The organism is Nocardia sp. NPDC051750, assembly GCF_044453135.1.
In the GTDB taxonomy this organism is placed as follows: Bacteria; Actinomycetota; Actinomycetes; order Mycobacteriales; family Mycobacteriaceae; genus Nocardia.
Genome location: NZ_JBITCK010000003.1, coordinates 664524 through 691162, shown reverse-complemented (window position 1 = coordinate 691162; position 26639 = coordinate 664524). Strand labels below are relative to the sequence as shown.

Sequence of the window (26639 nt, the reverse complement as noted above, 5' to 3'; positions counted from 1 at the left end):
GCCTCAGCCGCGATCCGGAACCGGGCACCCCAGATACGAGCCTGATCCCCGGCTCGCGCCCGCAGATTCGCCAACGGCGGCATCTCGTGCACCCGGGAAGCCGCCGCCTGTCCCGAGGCCGCCACATCCTCCGCGGCTGCCAATTCGGCCAGCCGCTCGACAGCCTCCGCATCCGCCGATACATTGCCGTCGACGGCCAGGGATGTGATCGGGCCGGGGTAGCCACCGACCGCCTCATTGCCCTCGACAGCCCGCTCGACAATATCGTCGGAGTATCCGTGTTCGCCCTTGCGAATCCTGCGGTACAGATCCTGGCCCGCGGGCAGTTGCCGCAGCAGCTCCAGGGTGCGGTCGACCGCCCCCGGCAGCCCTTCGGCAGGCGGTAGGCCACGCTCGGCGAGCACGGGTCGCGCTCGGGCGCGTTCGGCGTCGAAGCGGGTTTCCTGCCAGGGTGCCAGCCGGTCGGCCTCGTCGTGGGCGCGCTCCAGGTCCCATCCCGCGAAGAGGCCCAGCCATTCATAGAATTCGTGACGGAGGAATCCGACATCGGACCGTCGCTGCGCGATCTGCTCGGCGGGGGTCAGGTCGACACCCCATTCGTCCGTCCCATAGGTATTCCGGACGAGCCGGTCCCAGACGGTGACCATTTCCGGATGGCCCTGTGCCACGCGGGGCACGTCTTCCGGGCGCCCGGTATCGGGATCGAGCCGCCGATACTCGTTCACAAAGATGTGGTTCTTGATGTCTCCGAGGTTGTCGAGGATCTCGGCGGTATCCGTTTCCGGGAAGATCCGCTTGCCTCGCTCATCACGCGCCTCGCGGATAGTGCGGGCGATGGCGGCGATATCGTGGGGATCGTTCCTGATGCGTTCGAATTCGGCATCGGCTTCCGCTTGTACCTCGGCATCCATCGGGAAGTCGCGGAGCGCGCCGAAAATGGGCAGCCGCAGCTCCGTGGAGTCCGGTTGCTCGGGGTCGTCGGCGTGCAGGATGCCCAGTTCCCAGGCCGCGTCGGAGTGTTCGTTCAGTATCCCGACGACTACGCCGCGCACGAAATCCGGATCCGGCCCGCCCGAAATAGTGGATTCCCCTTGGGCTCTCCGCTCACGGATCCACCTCGACACGGTGGCCGCGGCGACACGCACCGTCGCACCGGCCTCCGGCAATGCCAATGTTCGCTGCACGGCGCGGATATCTTCCCACGCACTTGCGCGCCGGTTCTCCGCATCCGTGCGCAGCACATCCCAGAGTTCGCTCGCCGCCCGCTCATAGGAATCCGCCGGGCTCTCCTGGGAATCCACACCGACGATATCCGCATGTCTGTCCGCAAACGCCAGATTCGCGTGGCGCAATAGATATTTCGCTTCCCGCCGGAGTTGGTGCCGATCCGAGTACGTCTGGCGGTACGCGATCATCCCGATCGGGTTCGCGGCGTTGCTCGCGGATTTCTCCAGCTCGGCCTCGAGTTTCCCGAGTTCGGCATCGAGCCGGTCCGCGCATGCCTGTGCCCGTTCGACGATATCGCCGGCACGAGGTAGCCCGAGTTCCTCCTCGATGCGCTCCAATTCCTGATCGATATAGGTCAGGTTCGACGTGGTGAGCCCTTGGATGTGATGCCAGCTATCGACGGCACCGGCCATCACCTGGCTCGGCCGTAGATCGGAGAGGGGCAACAACCGGCCGCTCCCCAGCTCTTCGAGGGATTCCACCGACACGACCGTGTTCTCGGCATTCGGATTGGGTTGGCGCGCTACCCGATCCACTTCCGACCATTGGAGGGCGAATTTCGCCTGCCCCGCCGCGTGTTCGGCCCGATGCGACAGCTCGTGCAGAAGGTGCCGGCGAACAGGCTGGACATCGGCCCGTATCGCCTCCTCCAAGTTCCGGCGCCCACGGTCCGCGAGGGTCGTGAGCTCCTTGACGGTATTGCCGACCTGGTAGAGAAATGACGACCTCCCGGCAACGACCAAGTCATAACGCGGCCCGGACTGGGCTTCGGGAAGGTCCGTGTCATGGTCTTGCAACCAACCCCGGTTGCGGACGGCGGCGGCCAGCCGAATATAGGACCAGGAGTCGACCGAATCCTGGGAAGCTATCAGGGCGGCGATCGGCTCCCGCAGGTGGTCCGTACCCCTGGCGTAGGGCAGATCTCCCCGGAACCGGTCGAGATCGGCCTCGATACGCCAGTTCTCGTTGTGCGCCACCGCCGCCTCGAAACCGAGCTCGGCCAGCCGGGTAACTCTCCGGGTCAGCGTGCGCCGGGCGAAACGCCCACCCCCCAGGCGATTGGCATCCTGCTGCGCGATATCGAACCACCCCGCTCCCCGGCTGTTCTCGATAGCACCCTCTGCCTTCAATTTCGTTGTGGCGATGTAGATCTTGTGTTTGACTTCTTTCGAGATCAGCCAGTACAGGTCACGAATCTCCCTGTCGTCCAATTCGCGCTCACGTACGGCGTCTTCCCCGAGCACCTCGGTCGCGGCAGTGACCAGCACATCCCGTAGCTTCGCTCGTCGGATGTCGACCGCTGTCACGAAGTCCTTCCAAGCGACCTGAGCCTCGGCCAGGAATTTGGCAGCCTGCTCCGGTTTTCCGGCGAGCAGCTCCGATTCGGCTCGTGCGCAGAAGGCTCGGAGTATCAGCTGATCGAGCTCACGACGTAGCCAGTACAGCTGGGAGGCACTCCGCCAGTCCTGGAGATCGTCCCAGGGCAGCGGGCCGACACTCTGCGCGCTCGACGCCGCCGACTTGATCTTTTCGGTCTGCTCGTCCAGCAGCTTTCGGTACGCGGCGGCTTTGTCGGCCACTCCGCGCCCCCGGGTTCCCGCGGTGTGACCGGCTTTCTCGCTGCGAACTGCCTTGTCGATGCGGCGCATCAGCGCCCTCATATCGCCGACGGCACCTGCCCGGCGTGTATCGGTCAGTTCCGCCAATTCACCGGACAGTCGACCCACCATTTCGCGAGCCATTCTCCCGTCGACCGCACGCGCGAGTGGGTGTGGGCCCACGATCGTCGGCGACCATACGCGCCAGTGATCGTAGATCTCGGACAACGCCCGGTAATGCTCACGCAGCAACCACAACGTGACGCGCAGTGCACGGTGCCACAGCTCGCGCCGCGCCGATACCTGCTCCACCACGGAGAGATCCGAATGCCGCATTTCGGCTATGGCGAACTCGCTTGTCCGCCAAAGGCTCTCATTCACCCACTGGCTTGCGGGTATCCCGGACCAGGCGCGTATGCGGCCGAGTAGCTCGGCGGGGTCCTCCCGCAAGGCGCCGTGGCCGCTGCGTATGTCGAGGAACCTGCCGGAAAGTCTCGCCGCCAGCGTCCACACGCGGCGCAGTGCCGAATAGGCACGATCGTTCAGCAGCGCATGCCCGAACAGGCGGAAGGTCTCTTCCACCGCGACCTCGGAGGCTCGGTCGTCGCCGGCGCGGCGCGTGTCTCGGGCGAGGGCGCGATAGTAGTCCCGTGTCGCACGGACGACCGGTGCCCGGCCGACAGCAACTTTCTCAGTACGCTCTCGCACCCCGGTGACGAACTTGTCGCGCTCGTCGGGGTCGCCGAAATCACGGTTCTCGAAGTCGGCCTCACTGATCGTGACGGGTTCGTCCAGCTCTAGGCTCGCCAGCGCCCATTCCCGGAATGCCTGCGCCACAGCTGATGAGCTCAGGTCTTCGCCGAGGCCGAGGTACCGCGCTACCGCCGATTCCGCACCCCGGAGGCCACCCTCCACCGCTGAATGGCCGGCGGCCGGATCGTGCCCGGGCCGCCAATCCATGACCGTGTGTACCGGCGTGTACGTGCCACCGTTCGCGGTGTGGACGGCCATGGACCGCATTTCGGCCAGGACCCCGTCGAGGAACTCGATATCGGACAGCCGCTGCCGGTCATCCGGGTAATCATCGGCCGCCAGTCGCAGCCAGGTGGTCACCGTTCCCAGGCCGGTGGTGGTGCCGAACAGGTATCTCTTGATCTCGCGCAAATCGTCGGGCACGAATCCGATCGCGCTCCCGTCCGCGCGCCGGAGTTCGGCGGCCGCGAAACCGGCGATCGTTTCCGCGACGGCTTCGACATCGCCGGTGAGCTGTCCGATCACCTCGCCTATCGCCGCGGCAATATCCTGCTCATATGCAGGGCCTTTCGGGACCCACCCGGTATCGGCGGTCCCGAGGATATGACCGTCCTTCTGCCGGGGATCCGCCAGCACAGACAGCAGCGACAGTTCGTTCTCGGCGGCGGTGAGCGCGTTTGTCACCGACTCGGCGACCTTCCCCGACCGCATGTCCACCAATGCGGCACCACGTCTCTCCACCGCGGATCTGTACAGAACCGCCAGCACCTGATTCACCTGTGCGGTGGCCATTTCCAGGTCGGACTCGATACCGGCGGAAGTCGCCATCTCGCGCCGGGCCTGGTAGCAGCCCAGGAGTATGTAGTACGTGTCACGGCGGATATCGGCGACAACCCCGGCCGGAGCGCCCGGACGCTCGGCTGCCGCGTCCAGCCGCCGCATGACATCGGATTCCCAGGTATCGATATGCCACGACCCTGTTACGTCCTCATCGGAGGTTCGGAGCTCCAGTCCGGCTTCGAGATCCGCGAGGCGCTGCGTGATTCGCTCCAGATCGGCGGCATGGGGTGTCGCGTGTTCGAGGGCGGCCGATTCCGCACGTCGTGCCACCTTTTCCGCCTCGACCATCAGCGCCGACTCGACTGAGCCGGTGTGCTCGCCGAGGCGGTGATCGTGGATATCGCCGGGACGGGTGAGGTCCATGTGGAGGCCGGGATAGTCGGTGATGGCTGCGGTGTCGGCCATCACGACATAAATGTCGTGAACCGCCCGCTCGAGGGAGCGGGCGATCTCGCGGAGCATCGCCCGGCGCGCGGGGCCGATATCGGGATCGTGCTGTTCCTCTAGCCTGCTCCGCAGTTCGGTGACGGTTTCTTCGAAGAGCACACGCTCCGGCGGCGGCATCGACTCCGCCGACTGGCTGTTTCGCAGTTCGGTGCGAGCCTCGTGGTCGGATGCCCCCAATTCGGGCAGTATCGTTCCGGGTCGACGCAGGCCGAGTGTCACCGCTATCGCGTCCACGGCGGCCTTGGCCTGACTGCCACCCAAGCGTATCGTCGACACCGCGCCCAGGCACTGCGGCTCGGCATCTTTCACGGCGGCATATAGACGAACACCGTCGCCCACCGGTTGACCGTCGAATCCGGCGGCGGGCAATTCCAACCGCATCTGACCGAGGTCGATGCGGGCGCCCGCGGCTCGGAAGCTCGCGTATTCGGCGTTGAAACGGGCGTGGTCATAGTAGGGGGACAGGCCGGTGGCGGGTTCCGTGTCATGGGGACCTGGGGTTGGTCGCGGATCGAGTGATTCGCAGTATTCGTCGATCAATTCGACGGCCTGCGACCACACCGGGGCGACGTCGTCCATGGCCTGATCGAATCCCGCGTAGTCGCCGCGCATCCGAGCCGATTCCGCACGGGCGGAATGGATTCGGAGTTGCCCCCACAGACTGTCCCGGCGTACTCGGTAACGCCGGTAGGCCCGCAACCGGGCCAGCCGTCGCCGCGATTCGGAACCGCTACTCGCGTCCTCGACAATGGCCTTCGTCTCGCCGGCTTGCCATGTTTCGATGAGATTCACCAGATCCGGCACCCGGCGGCTGATCTCGCGGAGGTCGGTGCCCGGCGCAACGATCTCGTCCGGGATCAGCCCCAGGCCGGAAGCGGTTCGTCGCAGCTTTGCCAGCCCCGAGTCGGCGCGCTCAGTCTCCCGGGCGTCGAGTTCGCGGGAGAGATCCGTGCCCTCCAAGGCACTCCACAGCTCATAGGTGGCGCGCCAAATCCCGTGCCGGTACCGGTCTCGCTCCTCCCACTGATCGTGCGGCTTCCAGTGGAGTGAGTCTGTGGCGACCCTGGAATTCTTTCGCGCGAACACCAGATCGTCGAGGAAGCGGTTGAACCAGTCGCTATCGATCGTATAGGGTTCGCGCACCTCACTTACCGGCCATCGCTCCATTCTCTCGAAGCTCTCGTCGATGGCGGCCTTGACATCATCCGGTATCAGCCTGTCGCGGAGCAGAAACCTTCCCCCGATGTCCTCGAGGCGCTTCTCGAGCTCGGTTGTGCCGGGGGACATCTCGTCGAGCTGCGCCACGTCAGGATCGGGAGTGCGACCGCGCAGGCGCATTTCTTCGATGTGGGCGATGGAGTAGGCAAAGGAAGCCGCCACGGACCGGTGTGCTGATGCGATGAGTCCGTCATGAATGCGTCGCTGTCCCACACGGATCCGGGACTCCTCAGGGTCGACAAGCGGTTGCTCGTACGGAGCCTCCTCGCCGGCCAGCGCGGCCTCTATCCGTTGTCGGACAAGTTCGTCGAGCCGGACGATATCCGTGATGTCGGCGGGAATTGCGAGAGCGTCGGCGATCTCGCGCATGATGTCGAAACTGCGCTGCTGCCGATTCCGCACGGCTTCGATCGCCGCATTCGTGAGGTTCGGCAACAGCCGCTCCGGCCACAAGGAATCCGGGTCGTTCTCGAACGGCTCCCAGGAATCCGGGTCGTTCTCGAATGCGTCCCGGGCTGCCTGCCAGTCGGCGACCTTGTCCGCCGCGGCGTGCGCACCGAAGTACGGGAGGTCGCCGTTATCCCAGCGCAGAGCGATCTCCCGTGCGAAAAGATCGTCTTCCATGAGGGATTCTTCGACCACCTCACGAGCGAACAGCATCAGGTCCAGGGCATGCTGTTTCGTCCCGTAGGGACCGTCGTAGTCGCCTGCCATCAGGCGGCGGACGGCCTCGTACACGGCCGGACTGGGGGTGAACCGACGCCGGACCGGTTGAGTGGACGTATCGTCGAGCAGCCAATGTTCGTCTGTGATGAGGTAGTCGAGAATTTGGCCGATCTGGATGCGTAGGAAGGGTTTCGGCGCGACGCCCTCCGCGGGCCCGGCCTCGGAGAAGAAGTTGTCGTAGAAGAATTCCCGGTTGTTCTCGAAGATGCCCGTGCAAACCTCGGCGAAGTTCCGCCGAAGCCATTCGTAGCCACTCTCGGCGGCTTCCGTTTCGTGCGCGGTGGATGCCGGTCCGACCTCGCCGCCGGAGAAGCCGGAGCCCTCGGCCGGAGTGGTACCGATATGGATGCTCTCCCCGTGCTCACTGATCGGTTCGAGGGCCTCGAGTTCGCCGGATGTCAAGCGGGCCGGGTTCCCCTCGGCATCCACCGGCTGTCCCTGGGCGTCGGTCAGGATCGCCCAGACGCCGGTGACCTCCCCACTCCGATATCCGATCAGCTCCGCCGCGATCAACGGATTCAGTTCACCGTCTATCGCAAACGGCACACCGTGGAAATCTCCGGCCGGGTCATCGACCAGCACCGTGCCGTTCTCGTTCCGGAATCGGTAGGCATGCGCGCCGAGACCGAGCTCGTCCTCCTGCGCGTACCGTTCGACCACCACCGCCGAACAGCCGTCGCCCAGCGACTCCACCGCGTCATGAATCGCCGACAGGCTGTTCCGGTACTCACCCGCCTCCTGATAAGCCCGCAGCCGGCCGTGCTCGCCCGCCCCTTCTTTCTCCGGCCCGAACGCTTCCCTGGGCCCGAGATCCTCCAGCCTCCGGCCGTACAGCCGGAGCTCGGCCTCGAACTTCCGCTGCACACCGAGGTCGCTGTGCCCGTATAACTTCCGCCCCTGCTCGTCCCGCTCGTCGGTCCAATCCGGAAGCTTGTCCCCCTCGGGCCGGATCTTGTCGACCTCCTCCGCGACCCACTCGGCACAGCCCCCCGGCTCCACCTCCAGATCCGGCCCGCTGCCATCCACCCCGCCGGCCGGCACCGGCGCGCTGCCATCGGGGGCATCCCCCACATCGGCATTCCGGACCGCGAACGTCCGACGCACCGAACCATCCGCCTCCGAGTACTGCGTGGCGAACCCGCCGGGCCGGCCGTCTGTATAGAGCAGCCCAGTACCTCGCGCCAGGGTTTTCGGATCCTCGGGGAGTCCCGCTCTCCCCTCGCGCGGAGCGACAGATCCGTCACCTACCGGTTCCCAGCTCGGCACGGCAGCCGATCGAGATCCGGCAGCAAATCCGGCCGGGCCGGTGCCGGCGTCGGCGGGTTCGAGAGCCGGGGCCCATTCTCGATGAGCGGAACCATCACCGCGGACCCATCCGGGCGGTTCTCTGTCGGCCATATTCAGCCCCGGCCACGGCAGTTCGATCTCGACCGATCGCGGCCGATAGATGCCGGAAACGCGGAGGGTTTCATCGAGCATCGAGCTGTTCGTACTGTAAACAACTCGAAGTACTCCGTCGGAGCTGAGATCCGGAATCAAATGAGCATTGTAGGTGCTGACCTGTGCGGATTTGAATTTACCGACCGCACCGCCCTCCGTGGTTCGATACAGTAACGTCGGTTCAATGAACGGTCCGGTCGGAGACTTACTCAGATAACCCACGATGTCAGGGCTGAAGACAGTTCTCGTATCGAACGTGACAAGCAGATAGTTCTCATCATCCAAGCGCGTAACGCTGTACTCGTTGGCCACGCCTTCCATGACTTCCACGGCATTCGCTTCATCGGCCGACCAGCCCTGGCCGTCGTAGAATTCCCAGGTTTGCCGCAGATCATCGCCCTCGACACGGGCGATATGCATCGTTTTCCGCGTACCGTCTTCTTTGGCGCCGTATACGTAGGTGTATCCGTCGACATCGGGTTCCACCCAGGATCCCCAATGCACATCCGTCGCGCACGGCAGCGGAGTCGTGTCCAGCTTCTCCAACGTGCCGGGATCGAAGCGGACGAGCAGTCGATCCACATTGTCGACCCGCAATTTGCCGAAATCTATCGCGTCACCGAACGCGACCTCACCCTCTCGGCCATCGCTCCACGCGGCGTGCATCCCGAGGAATATGATGTCGAGTGTGTTCCGGTGGGTGATATGCGAACCACCCATCCAGTAGTAGATGTAATTCTCTCCGGCCACCAGAGGAGCCGGACGGCCATCGGTTCCCACCGGGGATATCATCTGGAAATTTCCGTCGATACCCATGAACAGGAAACTGTTGTTCACGATCTCGTTCCCACGAGATCCGTCCGGCGCGATCGGCCCGAGGAAGGTGTCCGAGCCCATCATTACATGGCCGGTCAGCTGTCCTTCGCCGTTACGGACTTCACGGATATAGCAGCTGTCGGCACCGTTCCAATCGGACGAGCCGGCAATGAATCGCTCGATGGCTCCGTTCAGTGCCTCATCGGGGCCGGAACGCACGATCCGGGATCGCAGGTTTTTCGCGCCGGAAATCTGCCGGTCCATGGGTAATTCGCTGTCGAGCAAGCCGGCGGGAACCAGCGTGGCCTGCGCCCGCCCCTCCTGATCCAGCGTCAGAAGGACAAACCTTGTCTCGACACCGGGCTGCTTCGATATCGTCAACAGCTCCGGGCGGGCCGCCAGTTCTGTATCGACGATCCGGCCGTCCATGGCCGGTTCGACCAGAATGATCAGAGTCGGCCGTTCGGCTTCGATGATGCCGGCGCGTGGTGACACCACGCGCGCGCCCTGGGATCGCAGGTATTCCCGCCCGGCCAATGCCGTGGTCAGATTGCTCGAGCGACGCAACTCGCCGGCCAGTTCCGCGGACCGTGCGGCGGGCGACTGCGATCCGGTCTCGGCCGGTTGCCCTGTTTGCGCGGCTTCCGGCCGCCGACGGCCCACAACATCCCAGGTCAGTGTCGCAAATTGGAGCTGGGTGAGCTTCGCGACCAGGTGTTGCGCCCCCTCGGTATCGATTGCCTCGGAATGGTTTTCCAGGTACAGCCGCGCGGTGCGGGCGCTTGCAGTGGGGAGGTCGTTGTTCAGGGCCTGCAGAACCTCCGCCTGGCGGTGATAGCCCCGGGTGACCCGGCGAAGTTCCTCGAGAGCCGGGTCATCGGAGGAATCCGCGGAGGAGGGCGGAATCATCCTCCGCCACGTGTCCGCAGACAGCAGGTCTTGCGCGTCGTAGCCGAACCGCGGCGCATACCGCTCGATATGACTACGCCCGTCCTTCAGGTCCTCCCATACCCGCGACCATTCCCGGCCCCACCGGATGCATTCATCGAGCCCGGCCATGCCCCTGATCCGATCGTCGGATGCCTCCGCACGCCGGCCCGCGACACCGGACTCGGCGACGGGATCTTCGGGAGCGATCGGCGCCGGTTCCTGCGGCGAGCTCGGCGATTCCTGGTCCGGTGTGGGGGACCAGGCGTAGGCGTAGGTTCGGGGCTCGTGGTTGGGCCCGAGACGAGCCACACCGTCCGGGGAGAGGGTGGCCCAGACGGTTTCGCGGCCCCGGCCGTGACCATCCAGCGCGTCCGGGGCGGTCGGCTGCCGCGCGGCCGCGCCGTTCGGGGCAGCCCCGGACCCGCCGGCCTCCTGGGTGAAGCGAGGGCCGAAGTACTCGAGTAGCCATGGGGTCGCACCGACCTGGTCCCCGGCCCCGACTCGCCGGAGATCGTCGACGGCGGCCTGCCGTTCGTCCGCGGACCCGGCCGCATCCAGGCGCCGCCGGGCCTCTTGCTCGGCCGCCGCAAATGCGCTGTCGGCCACGACTTCGAGCTCGGCGAGCTTGTCGATATCGCCGTGGAGATGGGCCAGATCCAGTTGCACGAGCAGCGCGTTGATCAAGAGCTGATCGGCCTGACGGTGCTCGCGTTTCGCGCCCCGCAAATCGGCCATTTTGCCGATGTCATCGGCCAGGACGACCGGATCACCGAACTCGAGGATATCGTTCATCATGGCCAGCACATGGAGTTCGCCGAGGTCCGGCTGCGATTCCATGAACCGCTCGAGCTCGGCCCGCAGCCGATCGGCGGCGGCCTCGGCCGCCGTGCCGCGCGGTGTGATCGTCACATTTTCGAGGCTGTCGAGGTCGGCCAGCCCCCGCACATAGTCGTAGGCGGTCCACCGGATCGCCCGCTCGATCCGGTAGGCCTCCGCCCGCAGCGCCCAGAACCGCGCCGGCTCCAGATCACGGAATTCACCGCTACCCCGGCGCTTTTCGTAATGCGTCCGGAACCACTCGGTGAGTACCCCGGCAGCATCGATCACCGACACCGGGTCTGCGCCGGTGAGATCTGCGGGGAGCTCATCGGGGTATCCGATCGCGGCCGCGATATCCGCGAATCGCCGGCGCGCCGTCTGCCGCTGCCGGTGCTCGGCGTTCGCCCGCACGGGATAGCGTGCATCCCAGGCCGCCCGCACGGCCTTGTCCAGCGGTGTTCCGCCGGGCTCCGGCCAGAAACCCGGATCCCGGACGATATTGACCGAACCCGGCAGTTCTGCTTCCAGCAGAGCCAGCTCAACCTCGGCGCAATGCACTGCGTACTCCGCCTGGGCGAAGTCTTTGCGGGTCCGGTCGTGCTCGTCGAGTTGCGCCCAGAGCAAACGGCGCGTCGCGCGGGTTCCGGTCAGGGCGCTCTCGCTGCCCACGCTGCCCGCGGTATCGGGACCTACGCTCAGTTCGGCCCCCACCTCGGCTCGCAGGCCGGCCTCCCGGAGCTTCAGCTCCTGCCGGAACTCCTCCGCCAGACCATCCGATTCATCGAGCGGGTCCCGCCCGGCGATCTTGCGCATACGGACGTTCGCGGTGTGCAGGGCCGTGCGGGCGTTCAGGTAGGCCGTCGACCATTCCGTTTTGTAGTCGGCGGTGCGGAGGCGGGCGGCGTGGTCCTGATCGGACAGCTCGAATGCGCTGATCTGGGCGGTGAGATCACCGCGCCGCAACCGCAGCAGGGCACGTTCGACGCGGTCGACATGAGCGATCCTGCGTCGATGCGGGGCACCGGCGGCTCCGGCGGCACCGTTTCCGGCGAGTGCGATAGCGCGGCGTTCGGTCGCTATCCATGTGATGAGGCGGCCGTCGAGGTGGCGGGGATCGTCGAGCGCGGCCAGCGCCACGCGCATCGCCTCGGGATCCCCCTCGGTCCGAGCCCGGATTTCCCCCTCCAGGTCAAGCCCGGCGTAGACCGTCAGGCCCCGCAGATCGGCCACGATCCGCTGCCGACGCTCGGCCACGACAGCCTCGACCGCCCGGCGTACGTCAGCTATCCGATCGCTGTGAAATTCCGCGCTCCCGGCCGCATCGACGGCTGCGGGCCGCACTCCGGCGCGCACCAAACGCTCCTGGCTCGAGTGGTATTCGAGGGCGGTCTCGTACATATCCGCTGCGGTGCGGAAGCGGGCGGCGCGGCGTTCGACCAGGTACTCGACATCGGTCAAGCCACCCTTGGCCTTGCGATCCTCGCCGTGGTCGATATCGCTGCGATCAGCAGCCGCCATCCGGTCACCGATCTCGGCCAGGAGCTCCTGCACATCGATGATCTCCGGATCGACCTTGTACTCGCCCGCGATCGCCCGCAGTCGCTCGTACGCGGCCTCGGCCCGCTCCCGAGTCTTGTCGAGCGTTGCCACCAGCACGCCCCGGACGGCTTCGATTTCCTCCGAACCACGCTCCATCAGTGCCACTTCGGCGATAAGGCCATCGGTGATCTGATTACGCTCGCGCCAGAGCTCGCGCAGCCGATACCGGGGAACCCGCAGGACCCAGCTCGCCAGGTCGGACCCGGACGACAGGGTGCCCTGCCTCCGGATCTCGGCCTCGCGCTCCTGGATCTCCGCGTCCAGCTCCCGGATGCGGGTGATGTGACTCGGTCCGGCGCCCGCACCGCGGTCCGCTTCGTCCGGCTCGATCAGCTGGCCGCCCGAGGCGGTGGGCAGGTATCTGGAGTCGGTGTTCGCCATGGGAAGCAAACGCTTCAACTGGCCTTGCCAAGAGGATTCTTCCTCCGCCTTCCGATGCATGGTCTCGAACGGAGGCAGCTCACCGTCGTGTTCCAGGTCCCACTGTGCCTCGAACCGCTGTTCGGCCGCCTCGTGCCTGAGCAGCCCCACATGGCTCATCAAGGTGTCACGGCGCAGGGGATAGCCGTGGGTGACATCACGCCACGCTTCGGCCATCAGGTGATTGGCCCGGAACTTTGCGATGACACGCTGCTCGAGCCTGTCATCGTAGTAATTGTGCTTGGTGAAGTAGATATGGTTCTTGACGTTCCGCAGGACGTCTACATCAGCCACTTCCAGGATTCGAGCGACATCGTCGGGCGAGAGTCCGAGCGCTGCGGGATCCGCCGCCATCCGGGTGAGATACCCGGCGATCCGCGCCACATCGGTATCGTCCGCGCGCGTCGCCTCATAGCACGTCTCCGCCCAGGATTCCCAGGTCGACGGATCCGGCCCCTTGTCCAACAGGCGACGAAGCGTATCGCCTTGCAGCGCGGCTGAACCATCGCGTAGCGCACCGTCCACGCGCTGCATCGCGACGCCCGGGGAGTGGCCATCCGGATTGTGGAACACCATCCTGCCCACCGCCAACCCGGCAGCGCCGGATTCCTGGACGGACTCGACCAACTGCTCCACCGGTATAGACCAGCCTTGTCCGCCCGCGAACACCACCGGGACAAACGAAGAGGCGACGATCTCCCGCATCGCGTCGAGATTCGGGGTGCCGCCGATGGGCATTTCGTCGCTGTCTTTCGCGCCGTCAGGCCATCTCGGGATACTGGTTTTCACGATACCCGCGCGCAGGTTCACCGCCTGAGCCACCGCCGTGCGGGCGTGGTCGACGTTGTTCTCCGACATGCCCGACCCGCGGGGGTAACTCATAATGAGCAGCGGAATATCGGCCTCGTCCAATGCCCTCCGGAGCCTCCCGACCGCCTTGATCTGCTCCCCGTTGCCGAGTGACCCGACATTCACATGGACACTCACCGCATCCACGCGCAGCCGACGCGCCTCCTTGACGATGCTGTCGACATCGTCGGGTTGCAGCTTCTCGTTCCGGTCGGCGCGGGGCAGTCCGTCGCCGTCCGGATCCTCGCCGACGACGGGCCCAACCGTCACATGCAGGATCACTCCGTCCGAGGGTCTCCGATCGAACCGTCCAGCGTGACCGCTGTGCAGCAACACAGCATTGGCACCGTTGTCGAAAACAGCCCGGATGAGCGGGCTGAATTCCTCGGCGTCCAGGACGACAGGACCGTCAGTGAGCTGGTGGTCCAGCGTGACGATGACAGAGGTGCCGTCTTCGTTGAAGAGTCTGCTCAGCCGATGCCAGTAGGCAGGCCCCCGGTCGGTGGTAAATCTCAGCCCCGGCCACCTCGACCGCAGGAGTGCCTCGACAGCCTCGAATCCGCCCGCCACGAGCTCCTGAGCCGTCGTACCCAGATTTGTTCCGACGGATTCCGAGGAACGAGCGATACTCGATGAGTCGATCTCCGGGATCTCTAGGGCCGCCGACTGCCTCACCTCAGCCTCGGACTGCTCGTCGGAGGCCGGCCGCACCGTCTCGAGCCGCCGGGCTATCCGGAGCAGGTGCAGCGGGCGCTGGTCTCCTGCGAACTGGTACCCGAGATCGCGACGGATGACCCGCTCGAGCGCGACTACGAGTTCATGGGGATCTCCGTCGAGGAGGTCCCGGAACCTGCGCTCGGTGAACCTGCTCGAAACTCCGGGCGCCCAATGTGCTCGCAGCCGTTCGAATTCGGCTTGCAGCCGGTTCGTTTCCCGCTCGATCGCGTCGCGGTGGCCGGCGGGATTCGCGAGTGCTTCGGCGAGCTGCCGGGCACGGCCGGGCTCCACCGGGCAGCCGGCGTCGTCCAGCAGGATGGCCCGCACCTCGCCCGCCGATCGAGCTGCCGCATCGAAGGTGTACGCGGTGCCGCGCACTCTCCCTTCTGGCTCTTCGGTCCACAACTGGCCGTGGATATTTCGAACCACATAGACCCTGTCCGCGGGTTCTGACACCACGGCCGTCGAGCCGGGTCCTAGATCGAGCAGTTCCCGGCCGAGTTCGGTGTACGCATCGCGATATCCCTGGTCCGATGTGCCGAACCGGTGCAGCGAACCACGGAACGCCCGCGCCAGCCCACGATCAACACGCTCCGGCCCGAATTCCCCGGCCGGAAGTTCCATATCGATATCGGAGTAGAGCTCCCGGACTCGTGCCACTACCTGCTCGGCCTGTTCGTCGACCGAGAGACTGGTGTGGTGGTGCGGCGGAACCGCGTCACCCTCGGCAGCACCGAACGCCGCATCACCCAGTTCGAGATGAGGCCGCGCCGGGTCGATACCGGCGAACCACAGGCTATCTCGCAGCATGGCCAGGAAATCGCCGAAATTCCGGTCTTCGGGATCTGTTTCGGCCAGATATCGTTGCAATGTGTAGCTTGTTGTCGCCGCGATCGACTGCGGTCCGTTCACCCGTCTGGGACGGCTCCAGCGATACACCTCTCCAAGGCCGAGGTCGACCTCGGCCTTGTTGTACTCATCTACTGTGCGCAGATCCCGAAGTGCCTGCACGATCTCCGGTCCACCCGTCGCGGGCAGGTCGAGATCCCTTGCCCGCAGGACCACATCGCGCTCGCCCGCCGCCCGCTCGGGTCCACCCGGAATATCGGCCAGCGATCGAAGGAGGTCGACAACCTCTGCGCCGTAAGGTAATTGGAGTAGCTCGAGCTCCCCCAGCTGCCGCCTGATATCCACCCCTGGTATCGCCGAGAACCCCACCCCGGGGCAACCCGGCACCGGCTGAACACCCACCGGAACCTCGGGCGAGAACCCATCCGGCTGGGCCGCCTGGAACTCGGTGACCGCCCGCAGCGTCCTACCCAGTGCCACCGGATTCTCGAAAGGTATGGCCAATGTCGCGACACCGGCAGCGGTCTCGCGCTGGTCGAATTCCCCTCTTCCTCTGTCGAATCCGGTCAGCTGCTCACGCAGGGCAGTGATCCGGGCCGAAGTGCCGGAAACCCACAGGTGGTAGCGCGGACCGAGATCCGCTCGCCACATGTATGGTTCAACCAGATCTACTTCCTCCGGGACGCCCGTCTCGATGGCCGCCTGATACGCCCGCTCGGCCTCCGCCTCGACCGTGGCCCGGGAGGACGCCACCCCGGCCGGCAACGGCGCAGTGAGGCGGGACACCACGTCTTGTGAGACGGTCTCGAGGAAGTCTCGTAACGGCGCGGTCAGCGTATTCACGTCCGCGGCGGCCAAATCGAAGCTTTCGACAGCTTCGATCAATCGCTCGGCGAGCTCGACGATCTGATCCGGAACCGCCCGGCCGCCGTCCAGCGCGATCGTCCACCGTTGCCGGCCGAGAGCTCGGCTCTCCGGATCCCGGATGTAATCGAAGTCGATTCCCGTGTACAACGCATCTCGGTACACGATCGAGATATCGAACCTGTCGAGAAGCTCGAGCATCGTCCGGCCCGATACGTGGTGGCGCAACGCGTCCAGGAGCGGACCGCCTGTCAGCCGCATGGTCCAGGTCTCGACCGCAGCGTCATCCAGGCCGGAATCCGCGAGGGCATCGGTCAAGTAGCCGGTCAGCGCGGAAATCTGCTCCGGGAGCTCCAGACTGGCATCCAGCACGATCTGCTTCTGCTGCCCATAACCCGACGGCTCCCGCGGATCGTCGATCTCCTCGACGCGATAGCCGGGCGTATCCAGCAGATCGTGCACGATCGTGATGTCGAGGAGACCGAGCAGTTCGAGGACATCCCGGCCGGATTCGTCGACGTCCAACGCTTCCAGGAAGGCGTCCTCGTCTGAGAAGTCCACCGCCTGATCTTGGTCGTCGGACGTTCCCGCACCGACCGGAGATTTAGAAATTTCCGTGCCACCCGCCACTTCCGGCACGATCAAGGCGCGGACATCGATGTACTTCCAGGTGTCGACGGGGATGACATCGTGCAGTGGCATCCCCGAGCCGTTCCGGCCCGCCGTAATCTCCTCGACCTGGAATATGCCGCGCACGTTCTGCACCAGATGGATGCGGAGATTCCCCTGATCGTCCGAGCTGGTGCGCGACCGGTCGAACACCACCGCCGCGGCATTGTGGTGCCGGAGCTTCTCACCGAGCTCACGGTACGCGTCACGGAATCCGCCTCTCGCCTCACCGCATCGGACGAACTCGGCGCCGAAGGCGGCCGCGACGGCATTCTCGAGACCGTCTGCGCCCGGATCATGGTGTGGCACGGGCAGGTCGATCCCCAGCTGTCTCGCCCACACGGCGATCTCACCCAGCGGTGTCCGGTCACGCACCACACGGTCCCGCACCATCCCCCGACTACCGATCGGGATTTCCATCGCACCGAGCCGAATTTCCGCACCGTCGGCGCCCAACCGCGCGATCTGCTCGGAAAGCTCCGGCTCCGCCAACTCCGCCGGGTTACCGTCCGGATCGACCGCCTGGCCCACGCCGTCGTGCAGAATCGCGAAAACACCATTCACATCCGGGAAGCGGTCGGCGATCAGCCCCGCGGAGATCAGTTCGTCGACACGGCGGCCGTGGATTGCCGGGTCGGCCGGATCATCGACAACCACACGACCGTACTCGTCGAGGACCAGGCCGAAGACGTGTCCGCCGTAGCCCTCCGCGTCTTCGGTCTCGCGTCGTACCACCACCACAGCGGATTCCGCCCGATGCTGTCCGTCCCCCAGCAACGTCCGGATCTCGCCGAGGGCCGGCACGGTGTTCTCGCCCGTCCCGTACTCGCGCAGTACAGCCTGATACGACCGCTGCACAGCAATCTCGCTCTGGCCCGGCAACTCATCCGACTCGTCGAACTCCGAGACCAGCTTGTCATCGACCCGGCCCCTGTTGACCCGCTCCCATTGCAGCACCGCACAATGTCCCCGCAAAGCGTCCGGACCGTCCTCGACAGTGTCCACCCCTTCGGCGGGCACCTCCGCCGTCCCGTCGAGCCCGCCGGTATCAGCATCTTCGGGAGCGATCGGCGCCGGCTCCTGCGGCGGATCCGGCGATTCCTGGCCCGATGTGCGGTTCGGGGTGTCGATCCCGGACTCAGGGACGGGGCCGAGAAGCTCCCCGCTTTCCGGGGTCAGGTCGAGCCAGACGATTTCGCGGGGCTGGTGGCCGAGACCGTCCACAACGTTCGGGGCGGTCTGCTGCGAACCCTGGCCGTCCGGGACGGTGGCGGATGCGCCGTCCTCGACGGTGAAGCGGGGGCCGAAGTACTCGAACGGCCATCGGCTCGCATCGACCTGATCCGCGGCCCCGACCCGCCGGAGATCGTCGAGGGCTGCCTGCCGTTCGGCTTCGGATTCTGCTGTCTCTGCTGTCGCCAGGCGTTGCCGGGCCTCCTGCTCGGCCGCCAGATAGGCCTTTTCGACCAGAGCCTCGAGTTCTTCGAGCTTCTCGATATCGCCGTTCAGCTGGGCCTGATCTATCAGTACGTGTATCGCGTTGATCGCGACCTGATCGGCATGACGGTGCCGTTCCTTCGCCTCGTGCGCATCGGCGTACTCGCCGATCTTCTCGGCCAGGGCGACCGGGTCGCCGAATTCCGAGATATCGTCGATCTTGGAAACCCGGGCAAGAAATTCCAGGTTGTCGGGGAACCACTGCGATTCCATCAGCTGCTCGAGTTCGGCCCGCAGTTGATCGGCCTCGGCCTCGGCCTCGGCCTGTTTGCCGATCGGTCCGATCTCCACATTCGCGAGGATGTCGCTATCGGCCATCGCTCGCATGAAATCATAGGCGGTCCACAGGATCGCCCGTTCGATCCGGTACGCCTCCAAGCTCAGCGCCCATTGGCGCGCATGCTCCCCGCTAGCCGTGTATTCGTTCGTAGTTGTGCGGTCTTTGACATGCTTTCGGAACCACACGATGAGATGCACGGCAGGGATGACCCGCATCGTGTCCGCGCTGACGAAATCGGTGGGGAGTTCATCGGGGTATCCGATGGCGGTGGCGATTTCCGCCAATCGTCGAGGCGCCTGCGACCGCCGGTCGATGACCGTCCGGTACACCTCCCTGCGGGCACTGTCTGCCCGCCCCAGGGCTTGCTCCAGAGGTGTGCCGCCGGCCTCTATTCCCCCGAACTGCGGATCCCAGACCTTGTTCACCGAACCCGGCAGCTCCGCCTCCAGCAGCGCGAGATCGACCTCGGCACAATGCACTTCGTATTCCGCCTGGGCAAAGAGCCGGCGGGTCCACTCGATCTCGTCCAGCTGCATCTGGAGCACGCGAGGCGCTCCGCGGCCCCCGGTAGGGTCATCGAGGCGACCCTGCCTGCGCCACTGGCCCGCACTGCCCGCGGCTTCGGCCGCTTCCTCCAGACCGGCCCGCACCGTGGCCTCGCGGTCCTTCAGACTCTTCCGGAATTCCTCTCCCGGTCTCGCTGATTCACCGCTCGGGAACAGTCCGGCGATTTCTCGCATACGGAGGTTCGCGGCGTGCAGGGCTTCGCGGGCGTTGAGATGGGCTGCTGACCAGCTCGATTCCTGATCGGCCATACAGGTGCGGGCCGCGTCGTCCTGATCGGTCAGCTTCCACAGGGTGGCCCGGGCGATGAGATCGGCGCGCCGCAACCGCAGCAACGCACGTTCGACACGGTCGGCATGGGCGATCCGGCGCCGGTGCGGGGCGCCTGCGGCTACTTCGGCGTCCTCGGCGGCGAGCGCGATATCGCGACGTTCGTCCGCTATCCATGTCGTGAGGCGGCCGTCGAGGTGGCGGGGGTTCTCGAGCGCGGCCTCGGCGACGGGTATCGCCTCGAAATCCCCGTCCTTCAGTTTCCGAATCGCGTCTTCCTGGTCCCGGATCTCGGCTTCCAGACTCCGGATCAGGCGTTTCTGGTTCCTGACCTCGGCGTTCCGATTCGATTTCTGGGCATTGTGTTTCCGGATCTCGGCTTTCTGTATCCCGCTCTCGGCATTCCGTATCCGGATCTCGGCGTTCCGTCTCCGAATCTCGCCTTCGAAGTCCAACCCGGCATAAACGGTGAGCTCACGCAGATCGGTCGCGATCCGCCGACGCCGATGGGCCACCGACGCCTCGGCCGCCCGGCGCACGTCAGCCAACTCCCTGCTATGGAATTCCGAGCTCCCGGCCTCACCAACCGCCGCCGGCCGCACCCCGGCACGCACCAAACGTTCCTGACACGACTGGTATTCGATGGCGGCCTCATACGCATCCGCCCGGGAGCGGAAAAGAGCCGCACGCTGCTCGACCAGGAATTCGGCATCGGTCAAACCACCCTCGATCCGGCGAGAAGGACCGATATCACGCCGATCGGCAACGTCCATCCGGTCACCGATCGCGACGAGGAGTTCCCCCACATCGGTGACCCCGCGATCGACCTTGTACTCGGTCGCGATCGCCCGCAGCCGAGCATACGCCGCCTCGGCCCGTTCCCGGGTCTCGTGCAGCGTCCGCACCAGCTCGTCCTGGACGGCCCGTGCCCCCGAAGCAGTCTGGGCGACGTGGGCGATAAGGCTGTCGGTGAGCGCATCCCGCTCGCGCCAGAGCTCACGCAGCCGGAACTGGGGAACCCGCAGAACCCAGCTCGGCAGGTCGGAACCGGACGGCACGGTGCCCTGACTCCGGATCTCGTCCGCACGCTCGCGGATCGCCGAATCCAACTCCTGGATCTCCGCGTCCAACTGCCGGATACGGGCAACCGCACCGCGAACCGGTTCACCCGGCTCGAACAGCCGGCCACCGGACCGGTCAGGCAGGTGCTCGGGATCGGTGTTCGCCGCGGAGATCACGTGTTTCAGCGGTGAACCCGGCGCCTCTTGGTCCGATATGCGGTTCAGGTCGTCGACCCTGAACTCACGGATGGGGCCGGGAAGCGCCTCGCTGTCCGGGACAAGGTCGTCCTCGCCGCTCGTGCCGTCGAGCCCGCCGGTATCAGCATCTGCATCGGAATCGGAGACGCCCACATCCTCGAAGCCGGCGTTGTGTTGCGGTGCGGACGGTATCGGCGGCGCGTGGGGCTGGTTCATCCGCCGCGACTCACGCGCGATGCGCGCCCGCTCGGCCGCCTCGTCCTGTACCAGCGGGATGAGCCGGCGAATCCTCCGTTCCGCTGCGGCGATGGTGTTCTCGGAGGCTTCGACTCTCTCTTGCGCGGAACGCACGCGCGCCCCGACCTCCGCCGCAGCGGCAGATGCGTTCGTCTCGGCGGCGCGCACAGCCTCGGCGTATTCTCTGGTCGCGGTGGCCTGCTCGGCGCGACCGTTCCGGTAGTGCGTTACCGCGATCTTGTAGTCCCTGTTCCGCGCACCATTGGCCAGTCCACCGTCGAGCGAATCACTGAAGCCGTAACTACCGTTCTGGCCGTTACGCCCGGCGCGCGCGGCAGCCTGGGCATCGGTATCGGGATTGTCCGAGCGGCCCAGCTTCTGCACATGCAGCCCGCCCGCCTCGTTTACCTGTTCGCCGACCGTCGGATCCCAGCCCCGGCCGAGCATTCCGTCGACGCCTACGGTGACTCGGCTCGCCTGACCGGCCCGGGTTTTCACGCCCCCGAGATTCTCCTGCGCAAGATTGTTGTCCCGGTGCTCGGCGAACCATCTACCGTGAATCGCTTCATGGTCGATGCCATTGTGCGTAAGCACGCGGGAGAACTTCACCGCCAGATCCGGGCGCGCGATAATCGCGACCGGCCGGCCCTGATCCTGCAGTGTGCGGACCTTCGCCACCGCGTCTTTCAGCATTTCCGGCTGGGTGAGGAAGATCCGGTCCTCCTCGGCCACCAGCCGAGACTCCTGATGATCCTCGACCCGGCCCAGACCACCGTGGACCGGGAAATTCTGCTTGATCTCCGCCGCGGTCCGCTCCAGCGTGCCCGACATCAAACTCAGCCGGTCGTATCTGCTCAGTACATCCGTGACACCGACCCGCTTGGAGCCCTCCCCGTCGGAATACACGTCGAGGTCGTAGATCGCCTCCACCATCTGGTGCCGGCCACCGAACCAGCGGCTGTCGGTATTGACCTTCGGATCGCTCATCGGCTTTCCGTTCTCGTCCAGGATCTGGACCTTCCCGTCGAAGACCTGGAAGTGCCAGTCCTGCACCAATCGCCCGCCCTTCTGCCCCGCCTTCAGATCGAAGAACGCGCGCGCCATCTCGGACTCCCGCTCCGTGAACGGCAGCCCGGTCTTCTCCTCCCACAACTCGCTCGCCCGGCGCACCGCGGGTTCGGAATCGGCACGGTAATCCGCATGGGTCAGCACGCGTTTGGCCAGCATCTGCTTGAGATGATCACGCACCGCCCACACATGGACCTTCTCGGCCTCTTCCACCGGTGCGCGCTCACCATCGGAGAGATGGTGCTCGGTCTGGTTGTGGATCAGCACCGCATCCGCCTCGTCGATCGTCGCGGTGCGGCCCGGCGGCACGGAATCCTTCAACTCGGCGGTGGCGCGCTCGTCGTAGGTCAGGTAGACGACCGTCGATTTCGCCAACTCCGCCGGATTATCGGGATCCCAGCGGGACACCTCGTATCCGAGCTTGCGGAACATTCCCGCGCTCTCCCGGATTCCGTCATCGGCCAGCAGCTCGGTGGTGGTCAGCACATGATGTACTCGCCGCATCTCCCCGTCGGCGAGCTCCACCGGTTCACCGCGGGAGAGCTGGTGCAGCGAATCCAGCCACCCCACCAGTGTCTTGCCCTGACCGGTCCCCATCTGACGCATATATCCCTGCCGCCCGAGCAGGAACGCCTTGATCTGATTCGCCCGCGGCGAAAAACCCGTCTCCGCCCGGACCGCCGCCACATACCGCAGCAGCGCCTCGGTCTCGTCCGGGCCCTCCATCACCTCCCGGCGCCGCTGCCACGACTCACCCAGCAATTCCGCACGTCGAGCGTCGAACACGGCCAGCATCTTCTCCGCCGCAGCCGTGAACCGCTCCCCCGCCTCCCGGCCCAGATCGAGGTTCGTATCCGGATCCGGCGACGGCAACCCCGCGAGGTCGGCCCGCAACTGCCCGACCGGCTCCGCCTCGTCCCCCAACGCGGCGGGCTCCAGCGCAACGGAGCGCCCCGGGTCCGCCGGCCGGTCGACTGCCTCGGCCAGCTCGAGGAGTTCCCGGACCGCGCGGTAACGCCGGAATTTCGCCTCGTCGGCATCGCCGCCCGCCAGCTCCCCCGCGTCGCGAGCCGACAGGTTCTCCGTCACCAACCTGCGCGTTCCCGGGTCTTGCGACTCCAGCCACCGATCGACGGTTTCCGCGCCGGCGATCTTCCGGACATGGCCGAGTACCGCCGCCGTGTCCACCTCCGTATGGGACGTGAGCCACCGCGATATCGCCTTGCGTTCTTCGTAGAAGGGGTTCTGCGCCTTCCTGAGCTCGCCCGGCGACACAGCCCATTCGGCCACCGTGCCCTCAGCGGGGCGCACCACGATCCGGTCCAGCAGCTCACGCACTGCCGCCGGGTCGGTCTCGGTGCCTGCCGCCGTCCGCTCCTCGACGGCGGCGGCGAGAGCGGCATCGAATGTACTGTCATCGCGCGCCCACGATTCGCGGACGATGAGCCACTGCTCCTCCGGTGTGGGAACGCCGCGCGCGAGGGTGTGTGCCAGCGCGCCGACTGCACCGAGTACCTGCTGCGCGTTCGGCGAGGGTGAGGTCTCGGCAGGTTCCGGGGTGTGTGCCGGCGGGCCGACCGCACCGAGTACCTGCCGCGGAGTCGTACCGCCGGGTGTCCCGGCGAGGACCTCCGGCAGAGACTTCGCCAGAACCGGCGCGGCACCGAGGGCATCCGATTCCCCGCCGATCAGATCCTGCACCACCGCACGATGTTTCGGTTGCAGTACCCGCAGCGCCCGCTCGAAGACCTCCGGAGCCGACCGCGCCACCGCACGGACCAGCTCCCACGCCTCCACCTGGGATTTCGCCAGGTCCACCGCAGGCGCGGCGCCGGACTGATCACCGGTCTCGGCCGCGAGAGCCGGGGCGGCTGCCTCTCGCGCCCCCACCTCGACCTGCTCCGGGAACTGCGGGTCCGCCTGGTAGCGGGCCGTTCCGTCTCCCACCTGATCTGGACGCCCCGCCGCCGATGGCGCGTCACCCTCGGTACCGGCAACTGTACCCCCCTGTACGACAGTGGGATTCGATCCTGCCGGAGCAGGTGCACCGGGTGCGGGACCCGGTCGTGGGGAACCGGAGGCCGGAGCCGGGCGCGAGGGGGTACCGTCGCCGCGGATTCCGCCGACGAAGGTCCGCTCGACACCGGCCCGCTCGGCGAAATCGAACGGCGCCGGCCCTCCCGATACCCAGTCGTCGACCATCACCGTATCCCCGTCGAGATACAGCACATACGGTCGCGCGTTCACCCCGTTCGCATCGGAACTCCCGAACTCCTCGACCACCACCAGCGTGCCACCGGGCCCGAGTTCCTCCAGCGACTCCCGCAGATGATCCGGGGTCGACCGCCGCCGCCACTCCTTCGTCCGAATACGCTTGCGCTCGGCGCCCAGTTGCAGGAGCCGAGCTTTCTCCCCTGCGGCCCGCGTCGTGTAGTCCTCGACCGCCTTCGCCGCCGCGGCCAATTCCGCTTTACGGGCCCGCCCCCGGGCCGACTGCTTCTCCTCGATCTGTTCGCCCAGCATGTCGGCGTACGCCGTCCATCGGTCGATGGTGTGCATACCGCTCGTATCGAGACCCCGGGAGCGTGCGGTATCCGCCAGTCCAGCCTCGATCCGCACACCAGGATTCCGCCCCGCCGCCAGTCCGGCCCGCACCTCGCTCATATCGTCGACCTCGGCCCGCACAAGTTCATCACGCCGCCGCGCGTGCTTTTTCGCATCCCGGGCCGTGCTGTACCCGATATGCGCCAACCGGCGCTCTTCCTCCCACGCCAGCACCCGCAACCGGAACCGTTCCTGCCGCGGCGTCGCCCCCCGCTCGGTTCCGGCACGAACGAAATTCCCGTCGAACACCTGCTCCAGCGCCCGCATATCCACACCGGCCGCATCCACCCGCCCGGGCCGCTGGATCAACCCACCCGGATGCCGTGCCGCAAGCGTATTCGACAGTGCCGCAATCACATCCACGGGCCCACGACCGCCGGAAACAGGAACCGCACCGGTATCGCCCGGCGGCAACCCGGCACCACCCCGGTCACCACCTGCCTCGTCACCGGCGATGTCACGATCCGCCGTGGATTCCGCACCGGTCTCCCGCCCGGAGCCCACCGTCTCCGAATCGCCTCCGTCCGGCACCCGCTCACCATGGTCACCGGCTCCGGCGGCCGTCTCCCCGGCCACCACACCGGATCCGCTGCCATTCGTGTCCGCACCGAGACCGAATTCGCCCGTCGATGAACCAGAATCACCTGGGCGCGATCCAGAGTCGCGCGTCGGCGATCCAGAATCGCCCGTCGGCGAACCGGATTCCGCCGGGTGCGCACCGTCCCGCGCCCGGATATCGGCATCCCGGGAAACCTGCTGCGCACCGGTATCGGAATTCCCCGCAACCGGCGCCTCACTCTCGGATACCGGCCCGGACCGGCGGCCACCGGCCTCGGAGCCGTCCCGGCTCGCGACAACATTCGAATCGGCATCGGCAGCACCCTCGGCGACACCAGTACCGATCGGCGTCCCCACCGCACCGGCACCCGGCGTTCCCCGCCCCCCGACTTCCGATCCGGCGAACAGCCCCGACCCGCTCGCGGCGGACGAACCCCGTCCACCCACCCCCGAGGAACCAACGGCCCCGCTCGACCCTCCGGCCTGCCCCTCCGGACCACCCTCCGCACCCGCATCGCCCGCCCCCCGGTCCCCGACCCGGATCCGCCGATAATCGTCAACCGTGATCGGCTTACCCGAATAGTCCGAACCGCCCTGCCAGCCATAGATCATGCCGGGGCCGGCCCCGCCGATCACACCACCGGTCAACGATCGGGGATCCATCTCCCAGTTGCCGGTCAGCCGTCCCTGAATCGCCCACGCCGCGGTCGCCCCCACCAGCCCCGCTCCCGAACCAACGAGTGCACCGCGAGCCAGCCCACCCCACCGATCCGGCCCCCACGGCAACCGCGCCGCCCCCCGATACAAGAAATGACCACCCAGACCCGCCGCCGCACCGGCCCCGAGCGACACCACCGCATTCGTTCGGAGCTCATCCCAGTCGTAGCCCTCCTGGTAGCCCTGGTCCATCAATACGTTCTGAACCACCACCTCCTGGACGGTCCCCTGCGCGACCTCTATCAACCCTTCCTGGATCGCCTCGTACAGAAAGTGCGACGACATCGTCCGCAATCCCCGGTTGATGACCAGGCTCGACAGCTGCCGCCGAATCGCCGCCGAGAGCCGCAAACCGAGCATCCGGAACAAATACCGAGTCGCCGCAATAGCCGCCATCTGGGCGCACGGTGCCCCCGGCCCCAGCGTCGCTGCCCAGATCAGCTCCCCAGCCAACCAGGTGAGCCCGAAAATCCCGTTCAGCTTGGCAGCAACGACCTCCCCACCGAACTCGTGAATACTGTCGGCCAGACGACCGAAATCCCTCCCCGTCCGCTCGGTATCCTCACGCACACTGCGCAGTTCACCGAGTATCGCCGCGCTACCCTCACCCTCCGGATAGGCCGCCTGCACCGCGGCGATCGCCTCGTCGATCCGCGCCAGCTCCTCCTCGAGGAGCTGCCGTTTCAGCTCGTCGAAGCCCTCCCGCATGAACTCGGTGAAATCCTCGTTCGCCACCGGGATCTGGCTACCACCCACCCACCCCAGCAGACCCGCCAATTCCGCCGGCGGAAAGGGAATGGCCAT

The 26639-nt window shown here is 66.3% G+C and carries 1 protein-coding gene (only partly in view); it reads right to left on the bottom strand.

Going from position 1 to position 26639, the window contains the following annotated elements; translation table 11 throughout:
• Positions 1-26639: the 5' end (the start) of an FHA domain-containing protein gene (locus ACIA75_RS16770; protein WP_397104665.1), read on the bottom strand. It extends 37696 nt beyond the left edge of the window; only the first 26639 of its 64335 coding nucleotides appear in the window; the start codon lies at positions 26637-26639; its stop codon lies off the left edge, out of view.